This is a genomic window from Wolbachia endosymbiont of Drosophila ananassae (assembly GCF_008033215.1).
Taxonomy (GTDB): domain Bacteria; phylum Pseudomonadota; class Alphaproteobacteria; order Rickettsiales; family Anaplasmataceae; genus Wolbachia; species Wolbachia pipientis.
Genome location: NZ_CP042904.1, coordinates 1,170,192 through 1,195,499, shown reverse-complemented (window position 1 = coordinate 1,195,499; position 25,308 = coordinate 1,170,192). Strand labels below are relative to the sequence as shown.

The 25,308-nt window shown below is 34.3% G+C and carries 19 protein-coding genes, 2 tRNA genes and 2 pseudogenes; 7 read left to right on the top strand and 16 right to left on the bottom strand.

Annotation, left to right across the window (positions count from 1 at the left end; translation table 11 throughout):
• Nucleotides 1-76 precede the first annotated feature (76 nt).
• The 6 genes from EA652_RS05790 to EA652_RS05765 form a co-directional block, all read right to left on the bottom strand.
• The gene (locus EA652_RS05790; protein WP_012673377.1) at nt 77-2,926 is read right to left on the bottom strand and encodes a hypothetical protein; all 2,850 of its coding nucleotides are present in this window, start codon (nt 2,924-2,926) and stop codon (nt 77-79) included.
• On the bottom strand, nt 2,907-5,261 hold the full coding sequence (locus EA652_RS05785) for a VirB4 family type IV secretion/conjugal transfer ATPase (protein WP_006280308.1): 2,355 nt from the start codon (nt 5,259-5,261) through the stop codon (nt 2,907-2,909). The genes EA652_RS05790 and EA652_RS05785 overlap by 20 nt, the downstream gene beginning before the upstream one ends.
• A gap of 44 nt (nt 5,262-5,305) precedes the next feature.
• Nucleotides 5,306-5,680, bottom strand: coding sequence for a hypothetical protein (locus EA652_RS05780; RefSeq protein WP_012673376.1), 375 nt, complete (start codon nt 5,678-5,680; stop codon nt 5,306-5,308).
• 101 nt (nt 5,681-5,781) lie between these two features.
• A complete protein-coding gene (locus EA652_RS05775; RefSeq protein ID WP_012673375.1) occupies nt 5,782-6,993 on the bottom strand; it encodes a hypothetical protein in 1,212 nt (403 codons plus the stop codon).
• Nucleotides 6,994-7,115: 122 nt separating this feature from the next.
• A complete protein-coding gene (locus EA652_RS05770; protein WP_012673374.1) occupies nt 7,116-8,144 on the bottom strand; it encodes an NAD(P)H-dependent flavin oxidoreductase in 1,029 nt (342 codons plus the stop codon).
• A gap of 5 nt (nt 8,145-8,149) precedes the next feature.
• Entirely contained in the window at nt 8,150-8,671 is a 522-nt protein-coding gene (locus EA652_RS05765) for a cytochrome b (protein WP_007549047.1), read from the bottom strand.
• Between the two features lie 825 nt (nt 8,672-9,496).
• On the opposite strand from EA652_RS05765, the gene EA652_RS05755 reads away from it, so the two are divergent.
• The 3 genes and pseudogenes from EA652_RS05755 to EA652_RS05745 all read left to right on the top strand — a co-directional run bounded on the left by EA652_RS05755 (nt 9,497) and on the right by EA652_RS05745 (nt 11,977).
• Nucleotides 9,497-10,693 carry a phosphoglycerate kinase gene (locus tag EA652_RS05755; RefSeq protein ID WP_006280509.1) on the top strand — a complete coding sequence of 399 codons (1,197 nt, stop codon included), beginning with the start codon at nt 9,497-9,499 and terminating at the stop codon, nt 10,691-10,693.
• A gap of 49 nt (nt 10,694-10,742) precedes the next feature.
• Nucleotides 10,743-11,529 (top strand): annotated as a pseudogene (locus tag EA652_RS07685) (EndoU domain-containing protein).
• Nucleotides 11,530-11,626: 97 nt separating this feature from the next.
• The gene (locus EA652_RS05745; protein ID WP_007549043.1) at nt 11,627-11,977 is read left to right on the top strand and encodes a diacylglycerol kinase; all 351 of its coding nucleotides are present in this window, start codon (nt 11,627-11,629) and stop codon (nt 11,975-11,977) included.
• A gap of 11 nt (nt 11,978-11,988) precedes the next feature.
• Here the strand turns inward: EA652_RS05745 and EA652_RS05740 are convergent, their stop codons facing one another.
• The 3 genes from EA652_RS05740 to EA652_RS05730 form a co-directional block, all read right to left on the bottom strand.
• Complete coding sequence (locus tag EA652_RS05740) at nt 11,989-12,951, bottom strand: RluA family pseudouridine synthase (RefSeq protein ID WP_121721668.1); 963 nt, start codon at nt 12,949-12,951, stop codon at nt 11,989-11,991.
• Entirely contained in the window at nt 12,942-14,732 is a 1,791-nt protein-coding gene (locus EA652_RS05735; protein ID WP_012673371.1) for a hypothetical protein, read from the bottom strand. The genes EA652_RS05740 and EA652_RS05735 overlap by 10 nt, the downstream gene beginning before the upstream one ends.
• Nucleotides 14,733-14,793: 61 nt before the next feature.
• On the bottom strand, nt 14,794-16,947 hold the full coding sequence (locus tag EA652_RS05730; RefSeq protein ID WP_012673370.1) for a ComEC/Rec2 family competence protein: 2,154 nt from the start codon (nt 16,945-16,947) through the stop codon (nt 14,794-14,796).
• Between the two features lie 62 nt (nt 16,948-17,009).
• On the opposite strand from EA652_RS05730, the gene EA652_RS05725 reads away from it, so the two are divergent.
• Nucleotides 17,010-17,086: transfer RNA gene (locus EA652_RS05725), tRNA-Met, on the top strand.
• Nucleotides 17,087-17,089: 3 nt separating this feature from the next.
• Here EA652_RS05725 and pdxH read toward each other — a convergent pair.
• Genes pdxH through EA652_RS07005 form a run of 3 tightly spaced genes read right to left on the bottom strand, consistent with a single transcriptional unit; the run spans nt 17,090 to nt 18,630 of the window.
• The gene (pdxH, locus tag EA652_RS05720) at nt 17,090-17,683 is read right to left on the bottom strand and encodes a pyridoxamine 5'-phosphate oxidase (protein WP_012673369.1); all 594 of its coding nucleotides are present in this window, start codon (nt 17,681-17,683) and stop codon (nt 17,090-17,092) included.
• A gap of 16 nt (nt 17,684-17,699) precedes the next feature.
• Nucleotides 17,700-18,515 (bottom strand): bifunctional DNA-formamidopyrimidine glycosylase/DNA-(apurinic or apyrimidinic site) lyase, encoded by an 816-nt coding sequence (gene mutM / locus EA652_RS05715; RefSeq protein WP_006280314.1) that lies wholly within the window; start codon nt 18,513-18,515, stop codon nt 17,700-17,702.
• Nucleotides 18,481-18,630 carry a hypothetical protein gene (locus tag EA652_RS07005; RefSeq protein ID WP_007548723.1) on the bottom strand — a complete coding sequence of 50 codons (150 nt, stop codon included), beginning with the start codon at nt 18,628-18,630 and terminating at the stop codon, nt 18,481-18,483. Before EA652_RS07005 ends, mutM begins: the two co-directional genes overlap by 35 nt.
• A gap of 13 nt (nt 18,631-18,643) precedes the next feature.
• Between EA652_RS07005 and EA652_RS05710 the strand changes: the two genes are divergently transcribed.
• Nucleotides 18,644-18,716 (top strand) — tRNA-Thr (locus EA652_RS05710).
• 53 nt (nt 18,717-18,769) lie between these two features.
• On the opposite strand, the gene EA652_RS05705 is transcribed toward EA652_RS05710, so the two are convergent.
• From EA652_RS05705 to EA652_RS07330, 3 genes are all read right to left on the bottom strand, one after another.
• Nucleotides 18,770-20,296, bottom strand: coding sequence for an acyl-CoA carboxylase subunit beta (locus tag EA652_RS05705; RefSeq protein WP_007548724.1), 1,527 nt, complete (start codon nt 20,294-20,296; stop codon nt 18,770-18,772).
• Nucleotides 20,297-20,416: 120 nt separating this feature from the next.
• On the bottom strand, nt 20,417-21,094 hold the full coding sequence (locus EA652_RS05700; RefSeq protein ID WP_007548725.1) for a hypothetical protein: 678 nt from the start codon (nt 21,092-21,094) through the stop codon (nt 20,417-20,419).
• Between the two features lie 32 nt (nt 21,095-21,126).
• Entirely contained in the window at nt 21,127-21,261 is a 135-nt protein-coding gene (locus EA652_RS07330; protein WP_255324782.1) for a hypothetical protein, read from the bottom strand.
• 154 nt (nt 21,262-21,415) lie between these two features.
• Here EA652_RS07330 and EA652_RS05695 point away from each other — a divergent pair.
• Nucleotides 21,416-22,559, top strand: a pseudogene (locus EA652_RS05695) (transposase).
• Between the two features lie 273 nt (nt 22,560-22,832).
• Here the strand turns inward: EA652_RS05695 and trmB are convergent.
• Nucleotides 22,833-23,498, bottom strand: a complete 666-nt coding sequence (trmB, locus tag EA652_RS05690; protein ID WP_012673367.1) for a tRNA (guanosine(46)-N7)-methyltransferase TrmB — start codon at nt 23,496-23,498, stop codon at nt 22,833-22,835.
• Between the two features lie 139 nt (nt 23,499-23,637).
• Between trmB and EA652_RS05685 the strand changes: the two genes are divergently transcribed.
• On the top strand, nt 23,638-25,290 hold the full coding sequence (locus tag EA652_RS05685) for a 30S ribosomal protein S1 (RefSeq protein ID WP_012673366.1): 1,653 nt from the start codon (nt 23,638-23,640) through the stop codon (nt 25,288-25,290).
• Nucleotides 25,291-25,308: the final 18 nt, after the last annotated feature.

Here is a 25,308-nt window from a genome sequence, read left to right as displayed (position 1 = left end):
CAATTACACCATTTACTACATGCTTTACTTTAATTAATTATTAAAACAAGAGCATCATTTCCAGAGCTATATCTTTTTACCTTGATAATTCTTTTTTGACTTCCTCTTTAATTATCCCACTTATATTCACGTTAAGATCCCCTACCCAAAAATCAGTCATAGTTTCAAGATCGTATAGATCCTCTATTACTTTTTTAATAGCAGCATTTATTTCTTCTTCGTCAAATTCCTTTATAATAGGTCTAATCTTCACATACCCTGGAGAGCCTTTACCATAAATTCCTTTGCTTTTATTAATGCAGCCACCTGCACCAGATCTACTGCTTCTCAAACCACTTCCACACTCTACTGTTTCATACTTGATTTCACCATTTTCTATATATGCTATTTGATTGTCTTGTGTAGACTTCAGTTTATCTGCCTTTACAATTTTCTCCTCTAGCTTTAAATCTTGCTTATGAATTACTGTTTCCTCATAACCCTTACCACCGTATGTTCTATACTCACCTCCACCTGCAACAGTAATCAGTTGCTGGCAATGTTGCTTCTGCGAATTGCACATTTCTATGAAAACAGGTCCCCCGTCCTTATCTGAGAGGTTACTTTCCTGGTTACCCCCTCCCTCTGTGACTTGCACCTTAATTATAGGATAATTAGGATCGATTTTCAGTTTAGCTTTAATATAATCTCCTGGCATCCCTACTCTGCTTTCAGTAGAATGGCATTTTTGATTGTCACAGCCACTACCTTGTATATGACCTGCTTCACCACTTCCCCACGCTTCTATTTTAATACGATCAAATTTTATTGATAAGTCATCTGTATAAACATCTTTATTTTTATGATCATAGGATTTTTCATTATTTTTTTCAAGATCTGGTTTCTTATTTTTCAGATGTTCCTTGATTATCTCTTTTAATTTTTCTTTTAATTTCTTTTTGAGACCTTCTAAATCGAACCTACACAATTTATCAGCGTAAAAGACCTCTGTTCTGTTTGTTTTAATTGGTGCTTCTTGTTGCGTGACAACGCCATTTGCATCTTGTGAAACCTTTGTATAAAAAGATTGAGTGTTTTCTTTATCTACATATCGTGTTGAACGGCTGCATGTTCCATTAAAGCAGATGCAACCATCATCACCTTGATTACATTTTTCTCTATGCTCTACATCCGTCAATTTGTATACTACTTTCAGTCCTTTACTAGATTTAAATGTATCGTCTATCTCATCATTTCTTTTTACACAGTAACTGCATTTTCCCTTTTCCTGCTTATTTTCATCAGGGAAGAAAACATACCCTTGTTTATTGAATATTATTTTATCTAACTCACTCTGATCTCTGTTTAAGAGATCGGCTCTTTTATTTTCCTTGCTTGGAAGATAATAGAACTGATTTGATTCCTTGGAGTAAACAGCATTGTATTTAGTATATCTTGTTCCCATTAATTTTAGTGGTATTATTTTATTTTCTCTTTTAAGAACAAACTCCTCTGGTTCTGGCTGCCATCCAGAAAGACAAAGCATTTTACTGTTAGAATTTCCTTTATACTTTACTTCTATTTCCGGCTGCCCAGAGTTATTAAATTCACATTGAATAGATTTGTCTTTTAACTTTTTCTCAAAATCATTAAAACTATAAAAACTTCCGCCTTTAGAACATTTAATTTGCACATCAGGAACATAGCCATATTCTTTCAGAACTTTAAATTGTTGCGGATTACTTTCTAATATACCTTCTATAATATTAGAGATATTACTATCAGTTGTTTTTGCTACTATTGCTGGTTTTACTACTTTTAAAGATAGGGGGCCAATATTTACAGCGGTATTAACATTAAAAGTACATAAACCATCACTGTAGGTTCCACGTGCTTCATAAGTACAAGTGCTCTCGCTCATCTTCATTCTTATCTTTAACGTGTCACTCTGCTTTCCAGACGTGTTACTTTGTACTATTTCTACTACTTCAGGCTCTGGAGCAGGTGGTGCAGGGAAACAGCGGACGAACTGTGGATTTTTTTTGTCTATACTTTGAGTTCCATGGTATTCAGCGCAGAGCTGGCCCTTTTTTCTATAGGTTTTGAAGTAGTACGTGATGCCATCTTTGTCTAAAATAGAGCGCCACTCAGCTTTATTTTCTCCATACCCTTTAGGGAAATCTAATTCTTTTCCAATCTTTCCGTCTTCTTCTATTAGATCACCAGCTATTACCTTAACTTTAGGGTTGAAGTAATCATTATCTTTATCTGTTATAGGAACAATTCTAACTTGTGGAAGCGACATTGCAAGTTGCTCACAAAATGGAGGAGGACCAGGTGCAAGTGGAACAGGAGCACATTTTATTTCTGTTTGATAGCAAGTATCACAAACGTTTTCCATATTGCCTGGGCGGAAAATATTATATCCTGAAAATGCTTTAGCACCCCATGCAGAAGCACCACTCATACAAGCACCTTTTTGCATGCAAGCACATATCTTAGGAGAATTAGCAAATTTCTCTTTTTCTTCATCAGTTAGACCATCTGCCCATTTCCATTTAAAACCTTCTCCCATTTTTGCACCAATGGATGTCTTATTTCCTTCCCAATCAATGAAAGTCATTGCAGAAACACCAGCACCGGAAGCTTGAGTTGTGCCATTGCCATATATTATTTTACATGAAGTTCCACTATATAATTCATAGCAATACTCCGGATAATTCTCTCCACCCTTACTGCATACCTTAATTTTCGGATTGAAATAACCATCAATGCCTTGATCTTTTATAGCTATAACTTGGATCTCTTTACGCCATCCTGTCCATCCAAATGTTGAAGAAACTTCAGTATTACTTTTCGCATTCCATGGGCAATCAGCAGACCCTTGATATGAAAGACCAAATATCAATAAGAATATCAATAAGAAATTAAGCTTTACACTTCTCATAAAACACCGGTAACCACTCATTAACTTCTTCTCCTTTTTCTTTTATTGCCTCATACATATACTTTATAGTCTCTTTGTTAGCTGAAAGTACATGTATTTCTTGCATATCCTTCAAATCCAGATTTAAGGTTACTAATCCTTTGTACTGTTTTATCAAAAATAAACCTTCCTGTGTTGGCGTCTGCAGAATTATATTCAGCTCCTCTTTCGATAGAGAAAATGCCTTCATGTATAATCTATTTGCATTGACGTTCGGCATCAAGATTCTTGTATCAACATGTTTATCTAAATATTGAGTAAATTTGCTAGCAAATGCGAGATTTAAATTCTCAGTACTTAGGATTACTACAACATTTAGTTCCGTCATTCTTTGCATCCAGTTATCAAACTCTTTCTCTGTAGGAAAAATATTACTTATCTCCCATGCTTCATCCAAAACAAGTATTGCAGGCGAGCCATCACATTTTGCCTCAAAAGAATATAAAAAATAGTAAAGTATCACGGACATACATTCCTTTTGTTTTGTAAGGTTTGCGGTGTTGAGAGATATAATTTTTGTTTCCCAGTCAATATCTGATTCATCACCATCTTGAAATAAGTAAGCAAAGTCACCATCGTCACACCATCTACTTATCTTACCCCCAAGGAGCAAGAGCACCTCAGAAATTTGTGAAATAGAACGTGATTCCTTGGGTATAGCAAATATAGAATCCACAATTTTTCTTATCTTTTCTTCTACGTCCACCAAGCTCGTATCGGCTACCATTCTTCTGATCAGTTCAACCAACATATTGCGATTGGAAGCACTATCTTCAATGTTTAGTGGATTAAATTTTAGGCTTTTGTCCTTATATTTTGGATCGATTATGTAATATTTACCACTCACTGCTTTAGTAAAAATTATTGATTTTCCAGTGTTATCCAATATGACAATTCTTGGGTTAAACTTTCTTGATTCTGATAATAGAAAATTAATGAGTGAAGTTCTGCCTGAATTTGGAGCTCCGAGTATCGTAGTATGGCCATTATTTCTTTTTCCATGAAAATTAAAGAAGTAAGGATTTCCTTTTTTTGAGAAAAAAATCATTACCGCTTCTTTCCACCTTCTTCCTTTTAATGTACCTGACGTAAAATCGTGCAGCATAGCAAAGCTGCAAGCGTATTTTGTTAAGATATTTTTCGGTTGCGTAATAAAAGCAAAATTGCCTGGAAGTTGTGCCCAAAAATGACTTTCCATATGTAAATCAGTTCTAAACATCATGAAGCCAACTAATGACATTATAGAAGATAAATCACTAATACTTTCAGCTAACTTATTCCTATCATCTGCAAATATTGTAAAAATAATTTTCTGTTGGCAGAAGTCTATACTAGAGGTCTTTTCAAGCTCTATTATTTCTTCAATTCCTGAGCTTTTAAGTAAGGTATTATCCTCACTAATTTGCAGCATGTTGATTTGTTTTTTAAATTCTTTTATTGCTTTGTTATTACTAGTAAATATCATTATTTCTGTAATGATAAATTCAGATTCAAGCTGCAAGCATCTATCTATATTACCTAAAGAGATTTCCCGGTATTCTTTTATGCTGAAAATAGAGCCAAATTTCTGTTGATTTTCAAATATTGTTTGAAACGTATTGAAACCAAAAGCTATTTTAAAATTTCTAATATATTGCGACAGGTCCCTTTCATGTATTGGATAATCTTTGTGCGTTAATGTAACAATATAGTGGAGAAATTCTATCATTTCAGAATATATTTTACCTTCACTAAACCTTAGACTCAGTTTTTTAGCTCCAAAAGGTCCTAAATCATTTTGAATTACGTCAGTTATCTTTTGCAACTCCTGATGGCTTTCTTGTAAAGACAACTTATGCTTATTCTTTATTCTATTGAAAAAAAACGAATTATTAGTATGCTTGCCAAAATCGCTAAACAATATTACAATGTATAGTTCATTTATATACTGTAATTTACTATCAGTTAGTTTATTAAACCACGTTGAATGTAGGTTGTCAGAGAAGTCTTCAGTTTTATTCCATTTTAAGCTCAGTTTATTGCGCTTTCTAACGGTATGAATCCAAACGGTAAAATACAGGCTATTAATATTTTTTGATATGCTTTTTCTAATTTCAGTTCTGAGGTCGCTGTAGTTATCAACAGAAGAATAATCTTCTAACTTGATTATTTTTAACAATTCTCCCTGTTTTGTTAGTATGGTTTCTTCATCGTAATGACAAGCATAAGGAACAAAATCTAAATCAATGCTTTCTAGTAATGCTAAGTTGTTCTTTTTTTTAAGCTTAGAGTTAACTGTTGGTACTTTTAACTGCATATGCGTATTCAATAAAGATAATTAAAAAAGATAAAAATACTATCTTAATTTTTATCTTTTTTTTCGCTATCGGATTGTAATTTTATATCTTTTGCAAAGTTAAATTTTTCTTTTAAGTAGTCTGTTGCCTTTTCTGTACTACCGAACATCAGGACCAGTACACCAAACATTATCATAAAAAAGATTAGACCTCTGAACACTACTGCAAGTATCACTGCAGCTATACACAACCCTATGATTGTTGAAGGACTCATATTTTCTACAGTATCTTTAACTGAAAATGAAGAAATAAAATTTTTTACCGTTTCTTGTACATCCTTTAATTCATCACTCACCGAACTTGCTTCGCTAGAATATGATGCAAAAATGAAACTTAATAAGGCTATAAAAACCAAAACTTTATTCAATTGAATGCGCATCAACTAAATACCTTTTAAACATTTTTTAAATATAACAACTTTTATATCAATAGGCAAGAACTGAATTCACTTATCCACTACAAGTAACACATATTTAATTTTTACAATGCTGTAAGCTCTTTATCATCAACAAGAGGACTCACATTAATGGATGTTAATTTACTTGATAGGAAGTTTGAATGCAATTCAGCTACTGCTGCTATAGCAAACACTGCAGCCATAGCAAGTAGTCCTGCTCCTATCAATCCTGATGTCATTGCTCCTGCAACAATGCACCCTATTGTGGAGAGAGCACAACCTGCTACAAGTGCAACGTGAAGATTTCTGTTATTGGGTTGGTTTTTAAGTAGGATATCTTTCTTAACTTGATCTGGATTTGCTTGACCATCTGAGTTTTCATTTTCTTGCATTTTTGGCTCTTTTTTTACAGTCTGCTCTGGCTGCACTTGAGTCTCGTTTTCTTTTGGGGATTCCAAATTTGATTCTAATAACTCAGTTTTTTCTCCACCCTCTGGTTGTAAGCCATTATCTTCTTCAACAGAGCTCAATGTTGAGTTTAAACTTTCCTCAGATGAAGTGCTTGCTATTGATGTTAAACTGTTTTTTCTACTATTTATTGGTGATATCGAGTTTTTTTCACTCAGTCCAGGTGAGTTTATTCCACTATCTGAACCACTACCGTTACCAAGCTTAGGAGTTTTTATATTCTTCTTTAATTGCTCCATAACTTTACTATATTTTCTAGATACCCCTTTCGGAATATCTAATTGGCCAAGTATTTTATTATCACCACTTTTTTTCTCAGCTACATTCAAGGGTGTTTCTTGTGTGTTGTTTTGCTCTTCAATATGTTTTAGCTGCATTTGATCTTCAATATTTTCTTCAACAGCATTTGGTATTGAGCTTACACTGCTGCTCCTGTTAGTAATATCCAAAATTGTTTTTACTATTTTTCCTCTTATTGTTTGTGGTCTTTGTGATTGTTCTCTTTCATTGTTAAATACTGTAGGTACAGCTAGTTCTTCTGATTTTATTACTTCATCTTTCAATGCAGGAAGAAAGTTTTCGATATAATACTTATAATGTTTTTGATATTCCTCTTGTTTTTCTGGTGATTTTTCTAATTGTTCTCTCAGCGATTTTTCTAATTCAGTTAATACCTCAGGACTAGCTCCTTCCTTGAACAACTCTATGCATTTTTTGATAGTTCCATCTCCCTTTTGTGGGCTTCCATATTTATGATTTTCTTTTGTTACCTTTTTGTATATAGTGTCGTGCAATTGTTGGTTAATATCTTTTTTAGAACTTAGCATAGACTCCTCCATACATAACAAAATGTATAGATACCTCTTTAGCGTTAATTTTACATTAAAACTGGGCAATTATGCCATATTATAAATAATTGCGGCAACTTGCTTATTGGAAGGTCGCTTAACTATTTGCTTTCTGGGCTTTCTACTTCTACAGATTTGCTATTAATATGATTCTTTGCTTGTTGAACTAACATATCCACTACTTCTTTTACAGGCTTTTCCTTATCAACCATGCCAACACTTTGGCCAGCCATTAAAGATCCCGTTTCAACATCTCCATCAATTACTGCTCTTCTTAAAGCTCCAGCCCAGAATTTTTCTATTTCAAGCTGCCCATCTTCTTTTGAGATCTGTCCCTTTTGGTATTCATCAATAACTTCTTTTTGACGCTTCATGAAGTCATCACTTGCTTTGTTGGCTATAGCTCTTACAGGAATTACAGGAAAATCAGCACTTATCTGTACAGAAGGTATTGCATTACGTGCGGCCGATTTAATAAACACTTCCTTGAAATTTTTGTGGGCAATTGACTCATTAGTGCAGACAAATAATGTACCTATTTGACAGCCACTTGCTCCCATTTCCAGGTAATTAATTATCATTTCACCTCTTCCTATTCCACCTGCAACAAACACTGGTATTTGTTCATTTTTAAAATGAGGCAATATCTCTTGTGCAAGAACAGAAGTGCTAACTGGACCTATATGCCCACCTGCTTCCATTCCTTCTATTATTAATGCATCTACTCCCATTTTTACTAACCTTTTCGCAAGGCTTAATGCTGGTGCAAAGCACATAACTTTAATGCCCGCACCCTTGATTTTTTCTATATTAGGCTTTGTTGGCAGTCCACCGGCAAGCACTATATGGCTCACTTTCGTTTCAATACACACATCTATCAACTCACTCAACTTTGGGTGCATAGTAATTAGATTTACACCAAATGGCTTGTTAGTTAATTGCTGCGTCTCTATGATTTCTTTTTTTAGCAAGTCTGGAAACATTGCACCACATGCAATCACACCAAAACCACCAGCGTTTGAGATTGCTGAGACCAAGTTTCTCTCTGAAACCCAGCTCATAGCACCACCCATTATAGCAAACTCACTGCCAAGAAAATCTGTTCCTTTTTTCCAGAGGCTACTTAACATATAACCTATATCATACGTTTAAAAATGTTTTGCTTATCTATAAATGTGTGCTTCAAAGCGCCAAGTATATGTAAGATTATAAAGAGTACCATAAAATATGCAAGCATCGAATGTAGCTCGTTAGCCGTGTTAGCTAGATCTTTGTTTTGATTAATCAACAAAGGGATATGAAAAAAATATTTGATCTGTTTGCCAGAAGCAGAAGACATGACATAGCCAGATAGTGGCATTAGCACCATTAAAGAATATAAACCAAAGTGCACTGCTTTACTTGTATTGATTACAAACCGAGAAAAATTTGCTGGAAGTGGTGGAACATAAGTAAAGACGCGAAAAAATATGCGTACTATGATTAGTCCAAGAATAGTGATACCGCAAGCCTTATGAATAGCGTATATGTTGAACTTAATTTCATTGCTAAGTGGTAAGCTTTTCATATAAAGTCCAGAACAAAGCATACCGATAATAAAAACAGCCATCAACCAATGGATAACTCTTAAACCTAGGCTATATTTATTGTCTTCCATTTTGACTACTCTAAAGTAGCATTTATATAATAGAAAAACTATTTTTCAATCAAAATTATTAAAGCAATTTAGATTTACCGACAATGTAGCTATACAAATTCGACCCAGCCGGAAGTCAAGGGCACCTAAATCAAGAAACGGATGAAACGAAAAAACTTACTTGACACCCTTCGCCAGCCCCCTTATCATGATAGTGAAGCTATTTATTTATCTTCTCTGTACAGATTAAATGACAAAAAAACTCACGTATCTGGCGTCTCATGTTTAATTTTTTGCACTATGTGCACTCTATGTCTTTATCAAATTTCTAGGTTTTTACCTATACAAGCTGAAATACGCTTATAAAGCATTTAAAACATCAAAAAACGCCAACTTAAAAAATGGATAGTGAATAATTAGCTACCCTAGGGTTTCTTTTGCCTTTTTTTCTGTTTAGTAAATTTCTTAAACATTTATGACTAAAGGTTAGTTGCATTAAAAAGCAGCTAAATCGCGGTTATTAAGCGTTTAGAATAAAAAAACGCCATACTTGAAAGTATAATGTAAGTAATTAGCCAACCACGGGGCTTCTTTTGCCTTTTTTTCTGTTTAGTAAATTTCTTAAATATTTATGGCTAAACGACAATCGTCATCCCTGTAAAGGTCAAGTATCCCGCTACGTGTTAGCGGCTAAGAGATACCCGGCGGTATGACGGTTCGTGATGGCATGACGATAAGGTTCCAGTGTCAAGCGTTTGGCATGCAAATTTCCTTAAACGTTCGTAAGCTTAAAACTTTACTTTAGATCAAACTGCTGTATAGTGACTTTATAGCTTCAATTTTGTAATGAACATACCTAGTATAGAAAATTGTGATCTTCACAATAAAGCCGTCTTACTTAGAGTTGACTTCAATGTTCCTATAAAAGATGGAGAAATTCGTGATGTCACTCGTATTTTGAGAGCATTGCCTACTATTCAGTATTTAGTGAATGCGAGTGCAAAGATTATTATTATATCACATTTTGGACGCCCAAAGGCCAGAGACAATAATCTGTCGCTAAAAAATGTAATTGACACTTTATCGCAGTTACTAAATAAAAAAGTGAAATTCATTGATGATTGCGTTGGTGAAAAAGTGCAAAAAGCAGTGAGTGCTATGGATGCAGGAGATATAATATTACTGGAGAATCTAAGATTTTATGAAGGGGAAAAGGAGAATGATGCAAACTTTGCCAGACAATTAGCATCTCTGGCGGATATATATGTAAATGATGCATTTTCTTGCTCTCACAGAGCTCACGCTTCTATTTCACGCATTACAGAGTTTTTACCTTCCTATGCAGGATTTTGCTTGCAAGATGAGCTAAAGTATCTTGAAAAAGCTGTATCGTTTAAAGCTAAACCTATTACTGCGATAGTTGGGGGAGCTAAAATATCAACTAAAATAAAAGTGCTTATGAAGCTAACAGAAAAGGTTGATTACCTAGTTCTAGGTGGTGCAATAGCCAACAATTTTTTGTCATTTAGCAAAGTAAATATAGGGAAATCTTTCTTTCAAAATGGTGTTGACGACCTTCTACATAATATTGTTGAAACAGCAAATAAAAACAATTGCAAAATAGTTGTGCCAGAAGACGTTCTGGTTGCAGTAAACTCTGATTACAGCACTAGTATTTCAAGAAAAACTGAGTCCATTTTGGACGGTGATATAATTTTGGATATCGGATCACAAACTTTGAGTACAATAAGCAGTATAATAGCAAGCAGTAAGACTCTGCTGTGGAATGGACCTATTGGTGTTTTTGAACATTCAGCTTTTGCAAGCGGTACAATAGGGGTAATGAAAATCGTAAGTGACTTAACGCACAAAGGAAAGTTAACCAGCATAATAGGGGGAGGTGATAGTCTATCTGCAATAAGCGCTGCAGGCCTTACCGATAAGGATTTTACATATGTTTCCACTGGTGGAGGAGCATTTTTAGATTGGTTAAGTGGCGATGAAATGCCGGGAGTTGCTGCTCTGCAAAAACGATTAGATTAAAACTTTTTTAAATTATTTCTTATAGGCTAGCTTTTTTGTGAACGTGATTATGTCGAAGACAGTTAAACTAATTTTGTGTTTAATAATACCAATAATAGGATTTATTTTTTATATTAAGGATCATTATTTTCACACCGGCTATGTAGAAGAAAATGTTGAAGTCAATTTTGAACCATTTTTCAGTTCACAACCAGCCACCGTTTCAGAATTAACTGACTTCGATAGAGGAGTGTTGAAAGTTTGTGGAGATTGGGGAGCACATCCAGATAAAGAAGATTTCAAAATTTTACTTAGTTGTCCGCAGCATCAAGAAGTAGTGAAAGGAATATATAAGTGATTACGCCAGATGCGGATTTGGAGTTACTTAAAGATGAACTGGCTAACATTTGGTTTACAAATAGTGGAAGTGAAAAAGAAACTATAGGGTTTGGACATATTTTTTGTGGTGAGCCAAACGATAAACTAGGTGGTATGCATTTTGTAGGTAGATATGTTGAAGCTCAAGAAGATAAATGGGCAGGTGCAATTTGGAATCCTATGCAATAAATCAGATATTAAGCCGCCAGTTTATACATTTGGAATGAAATATTTAGGTAAGGATGGGGAAGTGAAAGTTAAATGCCCAAATGGATACGCATATAACCTTCATGCCGATAATTTCTGCAACTAAGGCGTTTAAGGAATTAGGAAAAGATGGAATGTGTCTATATGAAATGGAAGATGACGATTATCAATCAGTGTTTGTAAGAAAGAATGATGCTATACTCACGTTCTATCCTGACTTAACACCAAAATGTGATGATAAGAGTACTTATTGTAGTTGCAGTAAATCTTAATTTCAAAACCAATAGGGTGAACAAATGATAAAAATGCTATAGGGTGTAGCAAATCCAAATGAGTTAAAATTTTGATTAAAGGGTTTTGTGAATAATAATGAAGAAGGGCATTATTCGTCTAATAAAAGCAATTCAATACTCTTGTGAAGGAATAAAATCAGCTTTTATATCAGAAATTGCGTTCAGACAGGAGTTACTGCTTTTTATAGTATGTGTCTCAATTTTGTTTGTTTTGGATGTAAGTAATCTAGAACGTGCAGTAATGATAAGCAGCCTATTCCTGGTGTTAATTGTGGAAATTGTTAACACTGCTTTTGAAACGACAATTGAGCGTATTTCCAGTGAACAACACATACTTTCAAAAAAGGTGAAAGATCTAGGTAGTGCAGCAGTTTTTCTTTCATTAATTAACTTCCTGATAACATGGATGATAATATTGATAGGTTAATACGAATGTTATTAAGATATGTTGTCAAACTCACCAATTAAAGTTTTTATATCTTGCGGTAAATCAGAGACAAATTCCATGTATCCCTTACTTTTGGGGTGATATAAGCCCAGTGTATAAGCATGTAGTGCTTGTCTATTGAAATTACGAATAAAACTAGAGTTTTTAGCATATTTTGTGCTTTTACTACTATTTTTTCCATAAACTTGATCACCAACTATGGAATGTCCTATGTGGCTCATGTGGACTCGAATTTGGTGTGTTCTGCCTGTCTCTAAAGTGCATTTAACGAGGCTTACTTGTCCTATAACTTTTTGCACTAAATAGTGAGTGATTGCTAATTTGCCTGTGATTTTTGTTACACACATCATTTCTTTATTACCGCGTTTGGGAGCAATGTTAGTTTTTATCGTGCCTTGCTGAGAAGATAATATTCCCCAAACTATTGCTAAATATTCTCGCTTTATTTTACGATTTGATAACAATTCAGACAAAAAACCATGGGCTTCTTCATTTTTTGCAATTACCATCAGCCCACTAGTATCTTTATCGAGTCTATGAACAATTCCTGGTCTTACATGGCTGTAAGGGATTTTACCAAGGTGAGCGATAACTGCGTTCAAAAGCGTATCATTGTTTGTCCCAGCACCTGGGTGCACTGTTAATCCACTTTGTTTACTCAGAACTATAATGTCCTCATCTTCATAGACGATATCAAGTTTTATGTCATAATTAGGCTCAATTGATGTGAATATGTCAGGTTGAACGAGATGTACTATATACTCTTCACCTGGTTTTACTATGTGATCATTATTAATTATCGGTATGCCAAGTAATTTCACCTGCCCATTTTGTATCAATCTTTGAGCTTTACTGCGTGATATGTTGCATTTTTCAGCTATATAGGTGTCTAACCTTAATTTCTCTTTATCATTATTAACACTTAAGGTTATTATTGAGTGATCTATAGTGATTTACCCCGCGCCATTTCCCATGCTGCTTGAACATTTGGGTCTGTAAACATTGTTGCACTAGACTCAATTTGCAGATCACCTTGTTTTTTAATATGGCAAATTGTTTGAGAGCCATCTTTCCAGTAGATTGTAACTTTATTATCAAAATCTCGTAATGTTGCCTCAACCTTTTTTTCTTTATTATCTTTTTCTTCCAGCTTAATAGATTCTAATAAATAATATAGAAAGTCACTTGGTTTGCCGTTGATTTTTTCTTTCCATTCATCTGTTTTTTCTTGTTCAGGTTTTCTTTGTGTTAACTTCTGCTCTTTTTTTATCAGCCTATTGTTTTCTTCTTCTAGTTCCAAATTTCTTACTGTTTTACGTCGTGCTTTTACTGTATCTTCTAATGTTAATGGAAATTGGTCAATATTATCTACATCTTCAGATCCTAAAGCGCTATCAGGACTGCCGTTTGCTTGCAACGTTGCAAGCTGTTCTTGTATCGGCTCAAGCTTATTCCGTACCACGTCATTTATTATTTTACGTACTTCTTGAATTATTTCTTTTTTATTTTCCTCAGTAAGCGCAAAACAATCAAAGAACTCCTCCTCATCATCATCACTTTCCAAAGAGTGATTTTGATCATGAGAATCTCCAGTATTACCAGCTTGTCTGTTGCTTGTAGTTGGCACAAATTTAACAAGATAATTTCCTATTCCTGAAGGCTGAAGTTGGTTAAGTTTTTCTTTCAATTCAGTACGTATCTCTTTCAATGACTCACCTATACTTTTACTAATGCCTTTCAAGCACGTAGTTATCTCTGTATTAGCGTTCTTTTTCACTTTATCTACATCTTGCTCTATAATCTCTTCTAAATTATTGAGTAAAACTTTTAAATCACCTCTTATATCATTAAGCGTTTCTTTAATGTCAATACTTGCAGGCTTTAAAAGACTATTATCAAGTAAATCGCAAGCTTTTTTAAGGTTACTGCCAAATGAGTCGCAAAACGGACTAAGCAGTTCTTTCATTAGAGATATTAGTTCATTTTCCTTTTTACCAAGCTTATTTTCTATTACTGATACAACCATGCCCTTTCCAGACCAGTATGGAAGTAGAAGACCTAAAGTACTGTGGTTTCTAATAGTATGATTTTCATGATCTACGCTATTACTTATTAGATTGCTAAGTGTTGATATGATGCATACAAGAACAACGACTAATAAAGATATTAATGTTATTGGAGCATTAATGGATTGTGATATTGCTGAAACTACTATAATAGCACCAAATACATATGATCCAGTAAATAAGAAAATCCTATTTCTATTTTCTGCTTTTATATCTTCTAGTATTTCTCTCTGCGTCTTAGAAATTGGTAAAACTATTAAAAGCTTTTTCCTCTTACGATCTAAATTTGTTACAATTTCAATTTTTTCGGCTTCTTGAACAATCTGGCTGTACTGTTCATCAACTTGACAGTTTCCTACTTTTTTATCTATCTCATTCTCTTTTATTTTTTGTGTATTTATAAAGTTTATAACAGCAGTAAATAAGAGAACTGCAAGAGGAATAAAGGCAAGAGGTGCTGGCGTGAACGCAAATCCAGCAATACTTACTATAACAGGCTGAATAGAAAAGGTAGTAAATGCTATAAGAGCAGCAATGGTACTTGCTATCGATATAGTACCAGAATACTTTCTTATAGAGCTCAAAATTCTACTGGGCTGGTCAGAAAGTTTTCTAAATCCTAAAAAATCAAAATAGTCTTTGAAAGGATCTTGAGTGTCTGTAACCATAACATTTTTCTAGTTTAAACTTATTTAGGTATACATTAACCAAACCTTAAAATCAAGTTTCTTAATTTTTCAACATGTGCCAAGGCCTATTGGAGCGCACTGTATTAATCTTTACGTAACGATTTGTTAACCAAACAGAATGTGTGCCATACGTTTCTAGATCAGCATGTTTAATAATTTTAGTGTTGCAAGCTGAATAGTCAAACTCACTTAATTGAATTGTTAAATCAACTTTATCACAATTTTCTGAAATATCTTCTTTTTTATAAGCTAGCAACACTGACTTATTATTTCCTTTATTGTATATACAGCCATATTTTAGTCTTTTATCTGGGTTGCTATATTTTGTATGATTCAAAATTTGGTTCTGTCCGTTTTGCTTTGCCCACGTTTTGATAACAAAATTTCTGCTTTTTCTAGTGAGAGAATATAGTAAGTTATCACTCTCCTTTGCAGCAACATTATCAGCATTTATTAGGATGTCGGGGGTTTTATATGCAGCGCTAAAGCAAATACCTAGTACAATAAAAAAAAATCCCAAAAAACGCCAATTTCTTTCCCACAAGCACAGCCACAATAACCCAAATGTTATTATAATAATTGATGAGGCAGGAAAAGTACGAATGGGAATAACCAAATACTGAAGACTAGCGATAGCGTTTGTTATATACAAAATGCTGTTAATTGGGCGCTCTATAAATGGCGCTATAATCCATTCAATACCTAAAGGAATCAATAAGACATAAATTATTCCAAGTGGAATAATAATTAATGTAACTATTGGTATAGCAACTAAATTTGTGATAATGCCACTAATTGAAAAATAATTAAAATTATATATCGTATACGGAACAGTTGCTAAACTTGCTATTACTGAGCTGATCATTATCGACACAAAATATTTCATTATTTTTATTTTGAATAATTTATTAGCATTAATTTGATAACTGGCAACCAGTGCCAAAACAGCAGAAAATGACATCTGAAAGCCAGGCTTTAAAATTGCTTCAGGTTCTATGATAAGTATCACTGCAGCAGCAAACGCAATTGCTATTAACCCTCGATATTTTCTCTCTATCATTATTGCAACGAGTACTAAAATCACCATGATGTAGGCACGCTGAGCAGAAATTTGCATACCGGTAATCAACAAATAAAACGTGGTTGGCAAGATAGTAAGGAATGCAGATATTTTCTTGGTGTTATACTTAAGAGTCAAAGTTTCAGATATTGCGAATAAATTACGAAACACTACAAAAAACAGACCAGCAACGAATGATAAATGCAAACCAGATATGGCAAACAAATGTGCTATACCTGAATCTCGTATCGCGTCCATAGTTTTTTGATCTATGCCATCTTTTTTACCGATCAGTAATGCAGAGATTATATCCGCATGTGGTTTCTTGATATTTTGCTGCAGGTTTTCATAAATGTATTGACGGAAAGATTCTATATATTCTTGAAATTTCCTTGCTTCAGCCTTTTTGTGCAGGGCTATTTTGCTTGTTGCAAAGCCTGTTGCACTTATTTTCTGGTAATATGCTATTCTTGCAAAATCGTATGCATACTCCGAGGGCGCAATCTTTAGAGGGAAGAGTTTTGCTGATAATTTTACTTGATCGCCTATTTTAATGCCTTTTTCCACTTTGGTTCTAACTGATATTCTGATGTTATCTAGAGCTCTATCCGGTGTCATTCCAGCGCGTGACGCTGGAATCCATATCTTTTTTTTCTGGATCCCAGTATCAAGTACTGGGATGACAAAAGGGGGCGCTGGGATGACAGGAGAGGATTTTGAGATAGTAGGGGATTTTTCAACAGAAAGCAGAAATTGTTTATATGAGCCCCTGTCGTTAATATCCTTCACTGTGGCAACGATATCTTTTACATATCTCTCTTTATCAAGAATTTGAGTATCAACTAAAGCTGTTCTTAATTTACTAGCTGTAAATCCTATGAGCACTGCAATTAAAGCGATACACAATATCGCGTACCTTTTATACAATATTGCAATCAAAATTAGTGTGGGTAAAAGCAAAAGAAAAATAGATATGCAGCTTGGTTCAAAACTTAGGGAAAAATAGGTTAGAATTCCTACACACTGAAAAACAGGAAACCACAGTATCAAGTTATATTGTTCATTGCGCAGATTGTTACGTATATAACCAACTATTATGTCAAGAAAAGTTAATAAGTGTGTCGATATTTGCATGTGGTGAAATTTTATTTTTCTTTTTTCATTATTTGTATATATAATAACTAAATAAGCAACGACGCGGGATGGAGCAGCTCGGTAGCTCGTCAGGCTCATAACCTGAAGGTCGTAGGTTCAAATCCTACTCCCGCAACCATTTTTAAGGATATAGTTGTTCCACTTTCCAATCGCTTCCCTCAACAAGAGTGTATCTAAATCTAATATGCTTCCTATATTCACCTTCTTGCCAAAATTCAATTACTTTTGGGATTACGCAAAATCCCACCCAAAAGTCAGGACGAGAAACTTGTGTATTGTGAAATTCTTTTTCCTTTAATTTTATAGCTTGCTCAAAATCTTGCCAATCTTTCAGAATGCTCGATTGTTTTGAGCACCATGCGCTAATTTGACTATCACGTGCTCGAGAAGAGAAATATTCATCAGCTTTTTTACTGTTTAGGAGTTTAACCTCTCCTTCAATTCTTACCTGCCTAGAAAATTCTATCCAGTGAAACACTAATGCAGCTTTAGGGTTCTCGGTCAATTCTTTTCCTTTTCTACTATTTATGTTAGTGAAGAACACAAAACCTTCTTTACTATATTCCTTTAGTAATACTACTCTTGCAGATGGAATGCAGTCTTTGCTACACGTTGCTAGCGTCATTGCAGTTGGTTCTCTATATGACGAATTGAGTACTTCTTTATACCACTTTGAAAATAAATCAATCGGATCTTTTTCAGATGAAAATATCATATCAAAAAATAAAATCTTAATTCTGGCACGCGTTGCAAAAATAAGTGCTACGGCCATTTTGTCGTATAAGTGTTATGATATTATTGCAAATCTTGCAAGGTTTTTGAACTTTACCATATACGTAAAAGTTATTTTGAAAGTATCCAGCAGATCCAGATGGCTGTGCATAATCTTTCAGTGTTGAGCCGCCTGCAGCAATTGCATCACTCAGAGTATTTTTTATTTCAGCAGCAAGTTTTTCGTACTCTCTATAGGTCAAGTTTTTTGCTGGCCTGAGTGGTGATATGCGGGCTCTAAACAAGCTCTCAGAAGCATATATGTTGCCTACGCCAACTATTAATTTATTGTCCATTAATGCTGATTTGATATTTGCTTTTTTGTTTTTCAGCAACTCCTGTAAATAGTCTCCACTGAATTCATCCGTGAGGGGCTCTATTCCGAAATCGTCAAAAAAATTTATTTCCTGTTCTTTATTTAAAACAATAACTAATCCAAATCTTCTTGGGTCATTAAAAATTATTGAAGTATTGTCAGAAAACAAAAACACTACGTGATCATGTTTATTCTGCGCTTGATCGTGTTCAGCATATATAAGCTTTCCACTCATGCCAAGATGTATGATTACAGCCATACTACCATCTGTATTCCAGATCGTATACTTACCTCTACGCTTGATGTTGCGTATGACTTTGCCCTTTAGCATATCATCAATATTTTTTGTTATTGGGGCACGTAAATTCCAATTATTAACTATAACATTACTAATTTGCTTGTTTTTAATTTTATCAAGCAAGAAGTTAGATATGACTTCCACTTCCGGTAGTTCTGGCATCTTGTCTACTCTGTTGCTGTTTTTTTCTTTTCAAAATGTTTTGCTTTAAAGCTTTCGCTAATCTTTTTTTCTCCTCTTCTTTTTCCTTATTCCTTTTTGTATTATTCATTATCATAATATATAAGCCTGCCGTTGTAGCTCAGGTGGTAGAGTACGTCATTGGTAATGACGAGGTCCCAAGTTCGAGTCTTGGTAACGGCACACTGATTACACTTATAATATTGCATAACTTGTAAGCAAGGCTTAGAAGAAAGTTACAGAGGTAAGTTGTCATGCTTTTTCCATATCCTTTCTACCTTCTTGTTTTTGAGTAGCTCTAATGCTTTACAAAAGTGATACCTTGTTTTACTTGGTACTATAATGTCATCAATGTATCCATGTGATGCAGCAAAAAATGGATTAGCAAATTTCTCTTTATATTCTTTGATTAACGTTTGCTGGTCTTTTTCATGCCTAAATATAATTTCAACTGCACTTTCAGGGCCCATCACAGCTATTTCAGCAGTTGGCCAGGCATAATTTATATCACCTTTTAGATGTTTCGAATTCATAACAATGTATGCACCACCATACGCTTTTCTAGTGATAAGGCTAATTTTTGGCACGGTCGCTTCAGCGTAAGCGTAAAGCAGTTTCGCTCCGTGTTGTATTATATTATTGTATTCTTGATTTGTACCTGGCAGAAATCCTGGAACATCAATAAGTGTGATGATGGGAATGTTAAATGCGTCACAAAACCTTACAAACCTTGCAGCTTTTCTTGAAGAATCAATATCCAAACATCCTGCAAGGTGCATAGGTTGATTTGCAACAATACCGACAGTATTTCCTCCAATTCTACCAAAACCAGTTATGATATTACGAGCAAAATCAGGCTTCAGTTCAAAGAAATTCCTCTCATCGCACACCTTTTCAATGAGTTCATACATATCATAAGGAGTATTAGGATTGGTAGGAATTAGAGTGTTTAAGGATTCATCAATGTCGTCAACATCATTACAGATTGGTGCAGATTTTGGTGATTCTTGATTATTTGCTGGTAAGAAAGTAAAGAATTCACGCATTTTTAGCAGCATTTCAACATCATTATTGAATGCAAAATCCGCTACTCCTGTTTTGCTTGTATGAATTTTTGCTCCACCGAGGTCTTCGAAACTTACATCTTCGTAGGTAACCTTTTTTACTACATCTGGCCCGGTTATAAACATATATGAACTGTTTTTCACCATGAAAGTAAAGTCAGTTAATGCTGGGGAATAAACTGCACCTCCTGCACATGGGCCCATAATTAAAGAAATTTGTGGTATAACACCCGATGCATTTACGTTTCTTTGAAAAATTTCTCCATAACCAGCAAGAGAATTTACTCCTTCCTGAATTCTGGCTCCACCAGAATCATTTAGTCCGATAATTGGAACTCTGGCATTAATTGCCATATCCATAATTTTGCATATTTTTTTTGCATGTGACGCACCAAGTGAACCACCAAAGACAGTAAAATCCTGAGAATAAACAAAAACTTTTCTGCCATAAATAGTACCATGACCAATCACTACCCCATCACCTAAAAAATTAGCATTTTGCATGCCAAAATCATTTGCATGATGTTTTACGAATTTATCGTATTCTGCAAAAGAACTTTCATCGAGCAATATACTGAGCCTTTCTCTAGCAGTTAATTTCCCTTTTTCATGTTGTTTGGTAATCCTGTCAGAACCGCCTCCTTTTTCAGCTTCTAGTGCTTTGGTTTTTAGATTTTCTAGTATTTTAAAGTCTTGCATACAATAAAGTAGTTTTCAAATTAGTTGTAGACTTTATTAAGTTTACAAACCCTACTAACTATACACATACACTATTGCTATATGCAACAGTGTATGTGTATAACAATTATTAAAACTTTTTCAACCTCGATTTCGGTCACTACTCTGTAAACTTTTGACATTGCTCTGAAGCTGCTGAACATTAGCATTGTCTACAGAAGAAAGAGGAGATTTGTTTTGCACAAAACTTTTAGCAGCTTCAACAACCTTGCTTATATGTGGTTCTTTTTCTAGCTCTTTTAGGTACTTTGAGAATATTTCACAACTTTTATCATCCATGTGTACCATTATTTTGCCAAAACCCTCAGCTTTTTCAGAAGATAAGGTCATCACAATCTTTTCACTGTTGCTTATTGGAAAAGTCATCTGGAATCTGCCCTTCATGTCACGATATTGTCTATTTTGTGTTCGGATTACGTTACCTTCTCCAATCTGTAATGCTCCATCTAAATTTTGAAATTCTGGATTACTCAGAAATTTTGCAGGAGTTATAACACTTTCTTCTGGACACTGTACACAATAAAATTTATTATCTCTTTCTACTACAATTTCTTTTTTTTTGTCATTTTCAATACTATCACTTACAATTTGTTTTAGACGTGACAAATATTCGCCGCGTTCTTTCAGTATATCTTCTGGCAATAATCTCCGAACTTCTTGGCTCACATCAGTGCCTGTTGAAACTAGATTAAACATTTCTAACATAAGAGGCCGTAGTTTTTCTTTTCCAGTCTCAGTAACATTTTTATCTTGCTCCATGAGGTGGTATAAGATCAGTATCGAATAATCTATTATTGATGACTTTTTTCTCCTTGGAATACATCAACACTAAACATGACCTTGTGCTTTTTTGCATCGTCTATAGATTTTTGAAGTCTCTTTGCTATGTTTTCGATAGCTTCATCATTAGGTAAGTGTTCAGGCAATGGCATCAACTTAAGGAAAAATATCAGCGATAGTGTATAAAATTTCTCTCTAAATTTTTTATCATTAAATTATCCAAAGAGTGCAAGAAACAGCACTTTTGTTTCTATTTTATTGCAACAAAAAAGTTTAAAATGTGTCTTTTTTAGGTGAAACATGCAAAAAGGAAAAAACCTTATTCTACAAATTAAAAATATAATATACTCGAAAACTTTTCAGAAAATCCATTGTGTTGAGTTTTACACGAACAAGAAAACTTCCTTTTTCGACAGTATTTTCTATGATTTTAAAGTTAGTTAAAAAAAGTTTGGGAATAGAATGTGAACTTATGGAGCCATTGACATGTACCCTCAAAGCAAGCTTTTTCTAAAGCAAGGTATAAGATTTGCCATACAGGCTTTCAAGAATTTAAGCATCCAAACAGCCTATCAGGATGAACCTGAGTTGGAGAGGCTATAGACTTATTGCAGCAGATGGTTCTGGTATGAGATTACCCAGCTCTGGGGAAATTGTATCCGAGTTTGAACCAAATGGAACAACAGGCACCATTGGCAATTTGTTTGTTGATTTGTGTACTTCGCTGATTTGCAGTGCTCGTCTTGCAGCTTGGAATATAGGTGAACAAACGTTGGCGGCAGAGCAATTACCCGAAGTTATCACTCAAATGCGTTTATTAAATCAAGAGAAATTATTATTTATCTATGATCGTCTTCAGTAAAATTCATTCAGCAGCATTATGATTTGGAAGTAGATTTTATTTTTCGCTTGCAAAAAAGAAATTATAGTAAGCTATGGGAACGCTGGCGAATTAGATTTTGATTTTATATTAGAAAATGAAAAGCTAAAAAATAAAATGAAAGGACAGAAAGTAAGAGTTATAGTGCTGACATTAGCCAACTGAGAAACAGAGTTTTTGACCGAGACTTTGGAGCAAAGCTTATGTGTTAAGGTGACACATAGAGGAGTGCTATAAACGACTCAAAGTAGGAGCAGAGTTAGAGAATTTTTCTGGAGAGGCTGTATTACAAGAATTTTGGGCAAACTTGGTCATGTGCAATATATTATCGCTTCATATGTGTGATGCACAAGGGCCTTGGAACCCAGATCAAATTACTGAGTATCGTTTAAATTTTTCAGTTTTATTTGGTGTAATGAGGCAGAAACTCTATCAGGTACTTATTGCGCCAAAAAACTTTCAAGCCCTTTTTAAGTATACGCGCTAAAGTTAAAATCCGACCGGGACAGCCGCAATAAAGTAGATAAGCCTAAACGCCATCATGTCTTTAGGAGAGTTTGCTAATGAAAGTTCTTAAGTTGACGCCATTGGCTGAACGGATACGGAATGACACCATCCTTTTTTCTGGATTCCAGACTGGAATGACACCTCTGGACACTTCCGTCGTAAAGGAACCAGTGTCAGCTACTCGGATGACACCTTTTTTCTACTTAGTTTGGGTTATGCAAGAAGTCTATTCCTTCATAAGGAGAAGTAGTTAAAGGAATTTACTCTATTTCTCCCTCTTTTTTTATTATTTTTAATCTATAGTTAACGTAAAAGAGATATGCAAAAACTCTATTGATCCATAGTCTGCAAATTATTAATAACACTTACTTTAAAGAACCTCACTTTACGCTGATCTTTGAGCGCTCTTCTGTGGTATTTTGTAAGAGTATAACTTGTGAAATCGTCTTCCCTATAGATTAAAGAGTTACACTGCTTTATATGTGATGCTATCCACTCTGCATAGTCCTGATGATCGGTTGCAATGAATATTTCCCCTGTTATAAGTATTTTTTTTGCTAATAAATTTAAAAATTCCGTATTAATTAATCGTCTTTTATTGTGACTTCTTTTTGGCCATGGATCTGGAAAGAGAATAAAGAATCTTTCAACACTGTTATCAGGAAAATTTGCAATCAATTCTCTTGCATCTTCTGTCCACATTAAAATATTTTTTATGTTCTGTATTTCTATGTTTGTCAGCAAGCGAGAAACCCCCTTTAAGTAGGGCTCACATCCTATAAATAATAGATCAGGTTCATTGAGCACCTGGTAAAGCATATTTTCACCGTTGCCAAAGCCTATTTCTACCCATATTCTTTTTTGTGAATTTACAATTTTCTCTATAGATTCCTTGCTGTTTTGAATAGAATATTTTTCCAATATTTCATCAACATCAGGTTTTAGCCTGGACCTTCTGGAGAACGATCTAATCCACTTGCTATTCTTAAATAGCATATTCTTGATACATATATAATTTTCTCACTATATTTTATATAGCTTAAACAATTCTCGAAATGAGTTAATGAAAAATTACTTGTCAATAATTGTTAATATTATATAATATATGAGTTCTAATAAAGTTTAAGTTAAAGGTATGAATAATAATAATCCAGTCGTAAATCTACCGGTTACTATCAGAAAGCTATCATCAAACAAATTTATAGAAGAGATATGTCAAGGCCAATTTGAGGATCAAGATAATACCTTGTTTGAAGATTCTTTTGTTAACAAAATTAAAGAAGGAGATGTGGTAGAAGGTGTAATTACAAGAATAAACCCTAACGACGTTGTGGTTGATATTGGTTTAAAATCTGACGGGAGAATTCTGATCAAGGAACTCGGTTGTAATGATGAGGTCATTATTGGCTCGAAAATCAGAGTTTATGTGGAAAGAATTGAAGATTATCATGGTAATGTTGTTCTTAGTCGTGAAAAAGCAATTAGGGACGAAAAATGGAATAAGTTGGAAGAAGATACAGTTACAAGGGCTGAAGTAAGCGGAGTTATTAAACGCTCAATTAAATGTGGCTTTATTGTTGATCTTGGTGACGGAATAAGCGCTTTTTTACCGCTGAGTCATGTGGATTTGAAGCAAGTAAAAGATGCGAAGCACCTTATTGAAACTGAACAAAAGTTCATCGTGCTTAAAATGGATAAGAAGCAGGGCAATATTGTAGTATCAAGAAAGCTGGTGTTAGAAAAATTGCACGCTGGTGAAAAAATTAAATTTTTAGAATCTTTAAATGAAGGCGATATAATAGAAGGGAAAATAAAAAGTATCACTCATTACGGTGTATTTGTCGGTATTCATGAATCAGATGTAGTGGGAGTTATAGATGGATTGTTACATATTACAGATATCTCTTGGAGTAGGGTAAGTCATCCGTCTGCAGTTTTTACTTGTGGTCAGACTATAAAAGTTAAAATTATAAAAATAGATAAGGAAAATGCTAAAATTTCCTTGGGTGTGAAGCAGCTAGAAGATAGCCCTTGGCAAGATGCAGAGTCAAAATATCCAGTTGATAGTGTGCATAAGGGTTATGTAACAAGCATAGAAGATTATGGATTATTTGTTGAGCTTAGACCTGGAATTGAAGGTTTAGTGCACTCGTCAGAAATAACTTGGGTTAAGAGTAATTTACCAGTTAGTAGTCTCGTAACAAGGGGACAAGAAGTATATGTAAAAATTCTCAGTATTGACATTGCTAAGAGTAGGATGAGTTTAAGCATGAAAAGGTGTGTAGACAACCCTTGGCAAGTATTTATCAATAAATATCCTCCTGGTTCTATTGTTTCTGGTGAAGTGAAGAATAATACCGGCTCATATGTATCTGTTGCTTTCGGTGATTCTGAAATAGATGAGAACGTAGAAGGGACAATATATGTGAAAGATTTTAGTTGGTCTAAAAATGGTTCAGATGAGATAAAGAAGTATAATGTAGGTGATAAAATAGAAGCAAAAGTAATAAGGGCTAACGTGAATCGGGCAAGAATTTATCTTGGAATAAAACAAATAGAGTATGATCCTCTTGAAGAACTGATAAAGAAAGTTAAGGTAGGTGATAAAATACAGGTTATTGTAGGTAAGAGAGAAGATAATGGACTAGTCGTTGAAGTTGAGAACGATGTAACCCTTCTAATAGATCAAGAGCATTTACCAGAGAATAAAAAATTCTCTATATCAGAAAAAATAGAAGTTGAAGTATTGGGTGTTGAAGAATATAACATAGCATTATCTGCTAAGTGATAAGGTTTACTTATTTTG

Excerpts from the sequence above, each read along its gene's own strand:
- EA652_RS05790 (WP_012673377.1), bottom strand. The coding sequence starts at position 2,926 with ATGAGAAGTGTAAAGCTTAATTTCTTATTGATATTCTTATTGATATTT.
- EA652_RS05785 (WP_006280308.1), bottom strand. The coding sequence starts at position 5,261 with ATGCAGTTAAAAGTACCAACAGTTAACTCTAAGCTTAAAAAAAAGAAC.
- EA652_RS05780 (WP_012673376.1), bottom strand. The coding sequence starts at position 5,680 with ATGCGCATTCAATTGAATAAAGTTTTGGTTTTTATAGCCTTATTAAGT.
- EA652_RS05775 (WP_012673375.1), bottom strand. The coding sequence starts at position 6,993 with ATGCTAAGTTCTAAAAAAGATATTAACCAACAATTGCACGACACTATA.
- EA652_RS05770 (WP_012673374.1), bottom strand. The coding sequence starts at position 8,144 with ATGTTAAGTAGCCTCTGGAAAAAAGGAACAGATTTTCTTGGCAGTGAG.
- EA652_RS05765 (WP_007549047.1), bottom strand. The coding sequence starts at position 8,671 with ATGGAAGACAATAAATATAGCCTAGGTTTAAGAGTTATCCATTGGTTG.
- EA652_RS05755 (WP_006280509.1), top strand. The coding sequence starts at position 9,497 with ATGAACATACCTAGTATAGAAAATTGTGATCTTCACAATAAAGCCGTC.
- EA652_RS05745 (WP_007549043.1), top strand. The coding sequence starts at position 11,627 with ATGAAGAAGGGCATTATTCGTCTAATAAAAGCAATTCAATACTCTTGT.
- EA652_RS05735 (WP_012673371.1), bottom strand. The coding sequence starts at position 14,732 with ATGGTTACAGACACTCAAGATCCTTTCAAAGACTATTTTGATTTTTTA.
- EA652_RS05730 (WP_012673370.1), bottom strand. The coding sequence starts at position 16,947 with ATGCAAATATCGACACACTTATTAACTTTTCTTGACATAATAGTTGGT.
- pdxH (WP_012673369.1), bottom strand. The coding sequence starts at position 17,683 with ATGATATTTTCATCTGAAAAAGATCCGATTGATTTATTTTCAAAGTGG.
- mutM (WP_006280314.1), bottom strand. The coding sequence starts at position 18,515 with ATGCCAGAACTACCGGAAGTGGAAGTCATATCTAACTTCTTGCTTGAT.
- EA652_RS07005 (WP_007548723.1), bottom strand. The coding sequence starts at position 18,630 with ATGATAATGAATAATACAAAAAGGAATAAGGAAAAAGAAGAGGAGAAA.
- EA652_RS05705 (WP_007548724.1), bottom strand. The coding sequence starts at position 20,296 with ATGCAAGACTTTAAAATACTAGAAAATCTAAAAACCAAAGCACTAGAA.
- EA652_RS05700 (WP_007548725.1), bottom strand. The coding sequence starts at position 21,094 with ATGGAGCAAGATAAAAATGTTACTGAGACTGGAAAAGAAAAACTACGG.
- trmB (WP_012673367.1), bottom strand. The coding sequence starts at position 23,498 with ATGCTATTTAAGAATAGCAAGTGGATTAGATCGTTCTCCAGAAGGTCC.
- EA652_RS05685 (WP_012673366.1), top strand. The coding sequence starts at position 23,638 with ATGAATAATAATAATCCAGTCGTAAATCTACCGGTTACTATCAGAAAG.